Genomic DNA, 712 nt, shown 5'->3' on the forward strand with positions numbered 1-712 from the left:
GGCGGCCACGCCCCCGCCCGTCGCGCCTCCGGCCCAGCCCGGCGCCCAACCGCAGCCGCCCGTCACCAAGGCGCCGCAGCCGAAGGTGACCACCGCTCAGCCGCCGACCGACCCCGAACCCCCAGCGGCGGCCGGCGCCGGCACCGGGTGCGAGATCCGCTCGAACGCGGGCAACTGCTACGAAGCCGGGCAGTTCTGCCGCAACGCGGACCTGGGCAAGAGCACCCACGACGCCGGTGGCCGGGTGATCTACTGCCGGATGGTCAGCGGGAAGCCGCACTGGCAGGCCTGAGTCCTCTCGGTCCCGGGACGGGTTCGGCCTCAGGCGTCGATGACGCCCAGGGTGTCCCAGAACAGGTGCTCGTAGGCCTGGAGCAGCAGCCCGTACTCGCGTGCGGCGGCCAGGGTCGGCTCGTCCAGCCGGTCCGGGCCCAGTGCGTCGGCGGCCTGTTGCTCCAGCTCGGGCGCGGGCTGGGCGAAGAAGTCGAAGAACGCGCAGGTCTCGTCCGTGAAGCCGTACTGGTGGCGCAGTGCCTGCGCGATGGTGGCGCAGTAGCCGCCCCAGGCCGCGAAGTTGGCGACCAGGGCGGCGGCCGCGGCGGCCGGCTCGCTGTTCAGGGCGAGCCAGGCGAGGTAGTGCGGGTAGGCCTGGCAGCCGGGCAGCGGCGGGCGGGACTCCAGCGCGCCGCGGTCGAGGCCGGCGGCGGCGCCG

Annotated in this window: 1 protein-coding gene and 1 pseudogene; one reads left to right on the forward strand and one right to left on the reverse strand. The window is 75.3% G+C overall.

The window, feature by feature from the left end; all coding sequences use genetic code 11:
• Positions 1–292 (forward strand): hypothetical protein (locus KS423_RS46665; RefSeq protein ID WP_224285683.1); only part of this gene is annotated, 292 nt, incomplete at its 5' end.
• Positions 293–321: 29 nt separating this feature from the next.
• Here the strand turns inward: KS423_RS46665 and KS423_RS46670 are convergent.
• Positions 322–712 (reverse strand): annotated as a pseudogene (locus KS423_RS46670) (transcriptional regulator); the annotation flags it as partial.

The sequence above is a fragment of the Streptomyces sp. LS1784 genome (genome assembly GCF_020103755.1).
In the GTDB taxonomy this organism is placed as follows: domain Bacteria; phylum Actinomycetota; class Actinomycetes; order Streptomycetales; family Streptomycetaceae; genus Kitasatospora.